The organism is Okeania sp. SIO3B5, from assembly GCF_010692555.1.
Classification (GTDB): Bacteria; Cyanobacteriota; Cyanobacteriia; order Cyanobacteriales; family Microcoleaceae; genus Okeania.
Genome location: NZ_JAAHHG010000382.1, coordinates 1 through 9,848 on the forward strand (window position 1 = coordinate 1; position 9,848 = coordinate 9,848).

A 9,848-nucleotide genomic window follows, 5' to 3' on the forward strand; every position below is an offset into this window, starting at 1 on the left:
TCCAAACCAAATTGAATTACTAGGCATATCCGCTACTACAGTTGGTCGAAGTATTAACTGATAATCTAAAGTTCTTAAAGCTTTTTCAACTACTCCATTGTCAACATCTTTAGGAAAATACTCAACTATCAAAGATTTCTCCTTTTTTTGATAAAAATTATCCCTTGAAAGACTTAATTCATTCTCCAAGACTTCCCGATATACTCTTGGTAAATTCTTACTCATAGAATTAGTTTCAATTCCATATCCTAAACTCGTCCATGTTCCAGATAATAACCGCAAAACTCGGTCTAATTTTCCCTTTCTTAATAACCCAGGAATATCTGCTTTCCAATATTTGCGATCGCTTAACCAACCATGTACAACAGCATCTTGATATTTTGGCTCAAAACTGTAAAATTCCCAAAACATAAACCTGCCACGTTGAGGATGATAACGTTTTGCCATGAGATACCAAGTACTTGTTAACATTTGATATCGTCCAGCTGCAGTGGTACAATTTCCTTTATTCGGACCAGAAACTATAGTAATACACCAGTCTGGATGTTTACTCAGATTAGATACATTTTTACCTGTATAAACAACATGATAAGGTCGAGGATAATTAGATTCGCTAGCTGAAATAGTTCGCATTAATGCACGAATATAAGGATCTCCACCTTTCATTGCTAGCTGAGGCCATTTTTTGCCATTATTGTAATTATATTTATTAGGGGAAATAAATTTAGTTATTTCCTGTTTACTTATGTTTAAACCTCCCTTAAAAGTTCGGAAAAAAGAAACAAAAGAGATGATAACTATAAATATCAAAATTAAGCGTTTGAACAACATAAAACGAGCATTAAAAGGCGTTGACTTCTTTGTGCTGATAATCTGAGGTTTAACCGTATGCATCTAAATAATCAAGGAGGGATTTTCTAAACATTTTTTTGGCAGTTTTTTACAATAAATTTCATGCAGTAAAGTTTGCTAATAAACCCCTAGTTTAACCTAATTATTAAAAAGCCGCGCTCCCCCTTTTTTTTAGTACAATAGCTGATTTTTGTACAAATATTAATGTAAAGAAATAATTCTCAAATGTGTTGTGCCATAATTTAAAAATCATCTTAACTTATTACCGTAAGCATTTCCTGCGGAATTCTGCCCAAACAGCTCTTAGCAGTTAGCAATTCCCTGTGGGATGCTACGCAAACAGAAAATAATGAATAATTCCTTCTAAGTTTGAAGGAGTGTACCGAATAATTAATAATTAATAATTAAGAATTAAGAATTAATTATTAATTATTAAATAATTCTGGTTTAAAGCCTCCCCCTTTTAAGGGGAAAAAAGCGGTCGAGGGATGGCGAGGTCTCGGAGCGATATCCAATCGACCAAGAGAAGAAATAATATTTCCTTATATCCAATCCTCTCGGTTTTAACTAGAGGTAATTATCAATTATCCATTATCCATTATCCATTATCCATTAATAAACTTGCTAGTAACTTTGAATTCTCTCTCAATTTTTCAATTGCTTTTACCAAATAATTAAAGTTTAAAGCCTCTCCTTTAACTCACATTCCGCGCCACAAAATATAGTATAAAAATATAAGTCAAAAGTTAAAAGTTAAGATCTGATTTATAAAGTAAGCATTAAGAGGCTGAATTATTTGCTGTATTTAGGCTTGACGAGTTTTGAACCAGTAAATCCCAAATTATTAAAAGCTAGGTAATATAAGACTTTCAGCTAAATTTACAAATCAGCTCTAAAAGTAAGAAGTAAGAAATAAGAAATAAGAAGTAAGAAGTAAATTATAGTTGTCAAGGATTTAGTAAGTATTTATGCTTAATATTTAACTGAGAATTTGACTCTCGATTGAGGTAAATGAAGATAATTTATATAGTATAAATACTTAAGTTTGCTACGGATTTTATACTAATTTTTATGTTACAACTTGAAGTGCGGAATGTGGGCTTTAAAGGAGAAAAAAGCGGTCGAGGGATGGCTAGGTCTCAGAGCCATATCCAATCGACCAAGAGAAGAAAAAGTTTCCTTTTAGTCAATCCTATCCGTTTTCAAGAAGAGGCAATTATTAATTATTAATTATTAATTATTAATTATTTTGAATAGCTCTTCCCAAGATTTTTCTGGTGCTTCTGCCTTAGTAACAATTTCCACAATTTTATTACAAGCTGCTGGTTGAAATATTGCCTCCACAGAAACTTGTGCTACTTTAGTTCGAGGAATACTACCCTCAAATAAGCGATCGGCAGATTCCATAACAATAGGAAATTGATTATCATCATTTTTCAGACCGCCAGGGCGAACAATAGTATAATTAAGACCACTTTTCTGAATGTATACTTCAGCTTGTTTCTTCCAGAACAAAATTAGCCAGAACAAATTTAGGGGATGAAAAAATCTAGACACACATAGGGATGAGACTAAAACAAAACGTTCAATACCCCTCTGTTTAGAAACATCCACTAAATTTTTAGTTCCGACATAATCCACCTTGTATGGGCCAGTAAAATCAAAACTAGGTTTAGCACCTGTAGCACATAATAGTACTGTGCTATCTTCAATAGCAGTGTAAAGACCTTGATAATTCAGGACATCCCCTATTACCAACTCTGCTTCTGGAGGCAAAATTTCTTTAGCTGTTTCTAAATCACGAACCAGAGCTTTTACAGGAATATCTCGTCTTACTAACTCTTGTACAATCCGACGACCTGTTTGGCCAGTTGCTCCAGCAACGAATACTTTCATTTTTCAATCTATATTAAAGTTATAAATTTTAACAATTTTTGACTCGAAGTTAGTACTCAGTGGTCAGAAGGGAATTTTATAGATAGGGTCTTGGGATAGCTCAGTCTCTCTAGTTAAGAGACAACTTGGGTTTTCAAATCCCGATGGTCTTTACTAACTCTGTAAGCATTCAGCCGTCAGCCATCAGCTATCAGCTATTGCTTTTAATTTAGGATAAAAGCAATATTTAATTGTCTTACTACAAAAGTTGCCTCCCTTGCCTTTAAAGTCTATTTTTATTTAAACACTGTCCTATATGAGAGAGTCTTGTTGCTGATAGCTGACAGCAAGCTAGCTGAATGCTTACCTAACTCTCAACTTTAAAGATAAATATAAATTCTTTGTATAGCAATTAAATCATTTGTGATAATTTTATTGCTTCGGTGTTTCTCCCATACCTGTTCCCTATTCTCTATTACCGAATAATTAAAAATTAAAAATTAAATAATTAAATAATTCGCGCCTTAAAGCCTCCCCTTTAAAGGGGAAAAAAGCGGTCGAGGGATGGATGGGTTTCCTAACCATATCCAATCGACCAAGAGAAGAAATAATATTTCCTTTTTAATTTGCTGTCGGCAATTCCCCTCCCGTTAAATCGCAGATTATCACGGGAGACCTCTTGCCGAATCAAGTTGGAAATCCTCAAAATATCGAATATAGTGTATATATATATACACGGGAGAATGAATCATGCATCACAACTTTGCAGGACATCAGACTTTAGAGATGGACAAAAACTTGGTTAGTGATTTCCATGCCAGTGCAACAAAAACAGACCTCTCGAAAACTAGCTCAACTACCTGGTTTAACACAAAATACAATGACTGCATGAAATTATATGCAGATGTAGATACTGTAGCGAAGCACTTTGCGTCTCATAGAAGTTGGTTTTATCAATGCGCTCATCCCATGAAAGTTGAGCCTCTTGGAGAAAATGGCTATGATTTGTCGATCGGAAAATTTGGTTCTTTTGGATACCAGATTGAAGCTAGAGTAGGTCTAGAATTGGTGCCACCAGACTCCGCAGGAATATATAAAATCAGAGATATCCCAGTGCCTAATTATACACCTCCTGGATATCAAATAAACTTTCAATCAGAAATGAAGTTGCTAGAGTTACCCACAGAACAGTTTTTTAGTCACAAGGAGATTCAAAACTTAGGGCTACCTCCTGTTATTACTGGTGCAAAATGGGATTTGGATTTGACCGTAGGTGTAAAATTTCCCCAGTTTATTCAAAAAATGTCTCCTAGTTTGATTCAGAAGACTGGCGATAAGTTATTACTGAAAGTAGTACAACAAGTATCTAGATGTTTGAGCAACAAAACTCAAATAGATTTTCATACCACTCATAATTTGCCATTTCCTAAACATAAAAACTGACGGGAGAAAAGTTCCCGGAAGATTTATCCCCTGGTTGAATAACGACGCGCGGGTAATAAAGCGGAGTAAAAGTATGCTATATTAGAAGTAGTGAGTAAGAACAAGGTTTGTCGCCATGACCTCTAGCTAGTGCGGTGAAATTCCGGCGGACAGGAGACGGGGACGATGCTTCCTACGACGGCTGAAGGCAAGTAACGCAGCTAGAGCAGCGATTTATAGCTCCAATATCTAGAGTAAAACCACTCGTGAAAGCTACAAAAAAAAGGTAAGCTCACAGCTAGACAATGATCTATGCCGAGGAGTTTAGAAGTCTGTTGACAGGCTTTAAGCAAATGTGGATTTATCCCATTTGCGGTGGATTTGCCACAGAATCCAGGGTGTTTCAACCCCTGGAGATGTCAAAAAGAAAGCACAAATAGAGATGTGAAGTTCTCTCCCGTTAAATCTCTCGATTATAACGGGAGCTTCTCAAACAAAGATAATTGAACCCAAGCTTCAGAAGTTTCTTGTTTTGCTGGCGCAACGCTACGCGAACACAGGCTGACTAAAGTCTAAGCCTCCACAAGCAGACAAGATGAGACCCACCTCGTTTAACGCTTTATTTAAAATGTTGATTGCAGCATTTTCATCCCTATCTAAAACTGTTCCACATTGAGGGCAAGAATGAGTTCTAACGGATAAAGTTTTAGGTACTTTTTGAGTACAGTTACTACAATTTTGAGAAGTATTGTGAGGATGTACGGGCGAATGGCCATTCGCCCCTACTTACATGAACACCTTAAATAATTAATAATTAATTATTAATTATTAAAGAATCATATCAAATCCGGTAGTATCGGTGTTATTTAATCTTTAAAGATAAGAGTCTATATTGTAGGGGCTGATGGCCATTTGCCCTTGCCGATTGTATGATGATCGATAGAATTATACTACTGTGAAGCCAACGGATTTGATATCATTCATTATTCATTATTCATTATTCATTATTCATTATTTACCTACATCATAAATTGATTTAGATAGCTTAGTATTTCTAGCTAAACCTCTAATATTTAAGTTTGCCTTCGGCGCGCCGCTCCGCGTCTACAACGGCAATTAAGTCATATTTTTTAACTAATTTATGAGCAGTCTTATAGTGAAAATCTTCTCTTTGTCTAGCAATGTGTTGATGCAACCTAGCAATTCTGTTCTGTGCTTTTTTCCAGTTATTAGAGCTAATCTGTTTTCTAGATACTTTCCTTTGTTTCCTAGCTAAATTAGATTGTGCTTTTCTATAAAAATTAGGAACAGAAACAGTCTCACCAGTATTAGTAGTCAAGAACTCTTTTAAACCAACATCTACTCCTACAGCAGTTTTAAGATTATCTATAGAAATTAAATTAGGAACTGATTTATCTTCTAGACTAAAACTGACATAATATCCATCAGCGTCTTGAGTGCGTCTTACATTCTGGGGAAACCCCAGAATTACGCACTCGCTTTTTTAGTTATAGTTGCAGTTTTAATCGTAAATCCATCTGGTATTGTTCTATGAACTATTACTGGAATAGAACCAAATCTAGTAATAATTATGTGTTTACCATCAAACTTAACTGCTGATGAGCGGATGATTAACTCTACTAAAACTTAATGACCTTAACTTGCCTGACTTTTTGAATCTTGGCCTACCAAATCTTTTACCTGTTTTATCTGGTATTAACCAACGTTGCCAAGATTTGTCTAATCTTCTGAGATTATTTTGTTGTACTTCAAAATATATCTCTTTGTACTCTGGAAATAGTTTCTTAGTTTGTTTTAATTGAGCCGATTGATAATGATAGTTTGGTTGGCCTGGAATCTCACCAATAGGACATGAAATCAATGAAAAACGGTCTATTTGACATCTGGTTCTATTCAACCAATCTAATCTTTGACCTACACCATAATTGTAATGCCTTCTCAAAAGTTCTAACCAATTATCTATCTTGGTTATTTGCTCTTGAGTTGGCTTGATTTTGTAGTAATAACTTACGATCATTTTATTCTTTTTTGACCAGGAGTTTATTATAATATTTTGCACAGATATTGTGTAGGCACTATGAAAAAAACTGGATTAAACTTACGGATGAGTCAGAACAGACTAAATAAGCTAAGATTATATGCAGTCGAGAATGAGAAAACAATGACCCAGGTAATTAGTGATTTCATTGATTCACTAAAACTTAAGCCTAAAAAGTCAGCTGAAAAATCTGAAAATTAAGCTTAAGAGGAAAATAGTTTATATGCTGGCTGTTTTCCTCTCACCGTTAAATCACAGATTATAACGGGAGTCCCCAACAGCTATTTTTTCTGATGGGATCTGAAAATCAGGGAAAAATTAACTCCCCTGATTTATCCTTCTTACATGTTGCTAATAATCCTTAACAGAATTTGGACTCCCGTTACCGCTTGCCAGCTAAAAAGACCAAGAATTGACACATTAAGAACAATGTGACTGTAGCGAGCCCAATCTTGACCTTTCTGCATAAAAGGAGTTAAAGACGCAGAGATAGCGATCGCTCCTGTCATCCCTAACCCAGCTAACAGATGAGGGCCAAAGAATAATTTTCCATTATTGATATAAGTAACGGCCATTCCACCAAGACACCCTAAAACCATAAAAGCTAAGAGAAAGGAGCCAACTTGGTGATGTTTGATTTTAAATTTAGCAAATTCTTTTTTCTTCTCTGTATCTGTAGCAGTTCTACTATTACGAACTTTGATGCCGAGATATAAGGCATAAATTGTCAAGGCCAATAGTATCCACATGATGGCGGGATGAAAAAAATTGAGCCATGGTTTAATAGATTCTGGAATTGGCAGATCCATAATTAATCTTCTCTCTGGGATTATTCAAAAAACTTCATAAAACTTAGCATAACAGCTAGTTAATCTTATGCGATCTTAAAAACGTAGATTATGGTTGTCGGTATGGCTTCGCAAAAAGAAGAAATCTTCTTAGTCCAGGCTGTTAAAAATGCTAATTTTGCTCAAGTATGTACTTTGCTGGCTCAAAATATTGATGCTAATGCTCAAGCTCTAGATGGTACAACGGCCTTAATGATTGCTGCAGAAAAGGGGTACAGTCAAATCGCCTTTGCTTTACTAGATAAAGGTGCTGATGTCAACTATATAAGAAAAAAGTTTGGGGCCACAGCTTTAATGTTAGCTACAGCTCATGGACGGGCGGAAATAGTAGAACTTTTGCTAAGTAGGGGTGCTGATGTCAATGCCAAAAATGATGATGGTAGTTCCCCACTAATGGTTGCTTCAATGAATGGTTATATAGCAGTGGCCGAGCAATTAATTGCTGCTGGAGCTGATGTTAATGTAGTGGATAAAGACCATGATACAGCCTTGGGTTTAGCAACGAGTCAAGGTTATCGAGATGTAGTTAAGGTCTTGCTAGATGCTGGGGCGGGGGTAGATGAGTCTACTTTATCTATAGTTGCTGATAGTAATTATGCAGAAATGAGAGAAATTTTGATTAATCATGGTGTGAATGTAAATACTAGAAATTTACAGGGTAAAACATGGTTAATGCAAGCAGCAGAAACAGGGGATTTACCTGCTGTAAAGACTCTATTAAAAGCTGGTGCAGATCTTAATTTTAAAGACAAAGATGGAGAAAGTCCACTGATTTTAGCTGCTGATCTAGGTCATTTAGAAGTAGTAAAAGTTTTGTTAGAAGCAGGGGCAGATGTAAATATTAAAAGTAGAAATGGTGGTACAGCTTTGATGGCTACAGCAGCAGAAGGAAATGTAGCGATCGCTTCTACTTTATTGGATGCTCATGCTGATGTTAATTCTCAAGATTTAGAAGGAGAAACAGCTTTAAGTTTTGCTGTAGTAGAAAATCATACTGAAATGGTAAAACTACTGTTAAATTATGGGGCTGAAATTATTACTAAGAATCAAGCAGGGGATACTCCTTTATTTGGAGCAATTTTTCATGGTTATACGGATATTGTATCAATTTTATTGAACAAAATAGAAAAGCAAAATTTGACCTCTTTATTGAATAGTAAACATCTTGGAGAAACAGCTTTAACTTTGGCAATATGGCAAAAACATCAAGAAATTATTCATGTTTTGCTAGATGTAGGGGCAGATGTTAATGTTCCTGCTCAAGGTGGCTCTACTCCAATAATGAAAGCAGCATATCAAGGTGATATTGAAACATTAAAAATACTCTTAGAAAAAGGAGCTGATATTAATTTTAGAGATGATAATGAAGCAACAGCTTTAATGTGGGCAGCATATCAAGGTCATGCTGAAGCTGTAAAACTTTTAATTGATTCTGGAGCTAATTTTACCTATAAAAATCGAGGCGGTTGTACGGCTTTAATGCTAGCAGAATTTAATGGTTATCAAGATGTTATTAGGTTGCTGAATAATGCTGGAGCTTGAAGAAGGTTTTCATTAATTGATAATTGATAATGGATAATTGATAATTAGTAAGCATTCAGCCGTCAGCTATCAGCTATCAGCTATTGCTTTTATCACTCACTAAAAGCAACATTTAATTAAGCTAGAAAAATCTTGCTAAAAGTCAGCTACCAAAGTCTATATTCATTTAAACCTCGTTCTTAAGCACAAGGTCTTATTACTGTTGATGCAGTTCCTCCAGAGGAGGCTAGCTGATGGCTAATAGCTGAATGCTGACGATAATTAGGGCTTGCTGATTAAATCTAAAAGTTTTTACTGGCAAAGGTTTCAGCCTTTGCAGGTACTAAGGAAGTACCAGCTTTTAGGTAATTCCAGTTCAAAAATCTAGGATTTTGGGCAAGATATGTTGTAGAACAATCTTGGGAAGATTCTTCTGAAAAAGACTTTTTCAGCAAACCCTAGTTATTGTAGTCATTGCGACTGAAACGGAGTGGAAGGAAGCAATCTCGGGCAACCTCTGAGATTACTTCTCTTTAGGTAGCTGCAGACGACTTTTCAACTGGATTCTAGGGCGTGTCATCAATTAAATCTGAAAGTGCTATGTAGCAAGAGTTTTGAACTTTTGGCCTGGAAAGACTCCAGACCCTAAAAACCTTGACTTACAAAGCTTATAGTTCTAATTGATGACAGACCCTAATATGATATATTCTCCGGCCTAAATGCGCCAATATCCTCCTGCGGTTCAGAATTTCTGGTTCGCTGACGCAAAGCTACCCTAATACCAAATCCACTTAACTGTATTTCACGCCAGAACGAAAATCATATTTTTCTTGTGTATCCCAGGGAGAGCAGGTGGACTGAGAGTACTGAGCTAATGACCTAAAACCTGGTGGACAAAGTGCTGGACATATCTCGTTAATATCTTCTCTTTGAGGACAGAAATAGACACCTGCCCAGCGGTTCCTAAATCGCCCCTTAATCTCTTCAGAGAAATTAAACCCTGCTTGCTGGGCGATACGGAGAATTTCCTCTGGCTGGGCATCTTTTAGCTGTGCTTTCAATGATTCATCTTTTTTGGCAGCAACTATAAAGTTCATAAGTTGTTGCTTAGACATTGAAAAAAAGACCTTTACTAAATTTCTAATTAGCGGGTAAGGTTCGAGCGTCGCCGTTCTCCCCTCCCCTAAGAACCGTGCGTGACAGTTACCTATCACACGGCTCAAGCCTTACTTCCAGCCTTTCCACTTGGATTTTCGAGTGTACCTGTTTGT

At 36.0% G+C, this 9,848-nt stretch carries 8 protein-coding genes and 1 pseudogene; 2 read left to right on the forward strand and 7 right to left on the reverse strand.

The features are described from left to right. Together F6K54_RS32610 and F6K54_RS32615 are read right to left on the reverse strand one after the other, a co-directional pair. Nucleotides 1–894 (reverse strand): hypothetical protein (locus F6K54_RS32610; RefSeq protein WP_375342017.1); only part of this gene is annotated, 894 nt, incomplete at its 3' end. Nucleotides 895–2,085: 1,191 nt separating this feature from the next. Further along, complete coding sequence (locus tag F6K54_RS32615) at nt 2,086–2,748, reverse strand: NAD(P)H-binding protein (RefSeq protein WP_293087313.1); 663 nt, start codon at nt 2,746–2,748, stop codon at nt 2,086–2,088. Between the two features lie 729 nt (nt 2,749–3,477). Between F6K54_RS32615 and F6K54_RS32620 the strand changes: the two genes are divergently transcribed. Next, nucleotides 3,478–4,170, forward strand: a complete 693-nt coding sequence (locus F6K54_RS32620) for a DUF1997 domain-containing protein (protein WP_293087316.1) — start codon at nt 3,478–3,480, stop codon at nt 4,168–4,170. Nucleotides 4,171–4,695: 525 nt separating this feature from the next. Here the strand turns inward: F6K54_RS32620 and F6K54_RS32625 are convergent. The 4 genes and pseudogenes from F6K54_RS32625 to F6K54_RS32640 form a co-directional block, all read right to left on the reverse strand. Further along, a pseudogene (locus tag F6K54_RS32625) lies at nt 4,696–4,899 on the reverse strand (zinc ribbon domain-containing protein); the annotation flags it as partial. A 316-nt stretch (nt 4,900–5,215) separates the two neighbouring features. Beyond that, nucleotides 5,216–5,638, reverse strand: coding sequence for a transposase (locus F6K54_RS32630; RefSeq protein ID WP_366558298.1), 423 nt, complete (start codon nt 5,636–5,638; stop codon nt 5,216–5,218). Nucleotides 5,639–5,758: 120 nt separating this feature from the next. Continuing rightward, entirely contained in the window at nt 5,759–6,187 is a 429-nt protein-coding gene (locus tag F6K54_RS32635; protein WP_293087319.1) for a helix-turn-helix domain-containing protein, read from the reverse strand. 362 nt (nt 6,188–6,549) lie between these two features. Next, on the reverse strand, nt 6,550–7,017 hold the full coding sequence (locus F6K54_RS32640) for a DUF4079 domain-containing protein (protein WP_293087322.1): 468 nt from the start codon (nt 7,015–7,017) through the stop codon (nt 6,550–6,552). A gap of 90 nt (nt 7,018–7,107) precedes the next feature. Between F6K54_RS32640 and F6K54_RS32645 the strand changes: the two genes are divergently transcribed. Further along, nucleotides 7,108–8,598 (forward strand): ankyrin repeat domain-containing protein, encoded by a 1,491-nt coding sequence (locus F6K54_RS32645; RefSeq protein ID WP_293087325.1) that lies wholly within the window; start codon nt 7,108–7,110, stop codon nt 8,596–8,598. 770 nt (nt 8,599–9,368) lie between these two features. On the opposite strand, the gene F6K54_RS32650 is transcribed toward F6K54_RS32645, so the two are convergent. Next, nucleotides 9,369–9,692: a Nif11-like leader peptide family natural product precursor gene (locus F6K54_RS32650; protein WP_293087327.1), complete on the reverse strand. Its 324-nt coding sequence runs from the start codon at nt 9,690–9,692 to the stop codon at nt 9,369–9,371. Nucleotides 9,693–9,848 lie beyond the last annotated feature (156 nt).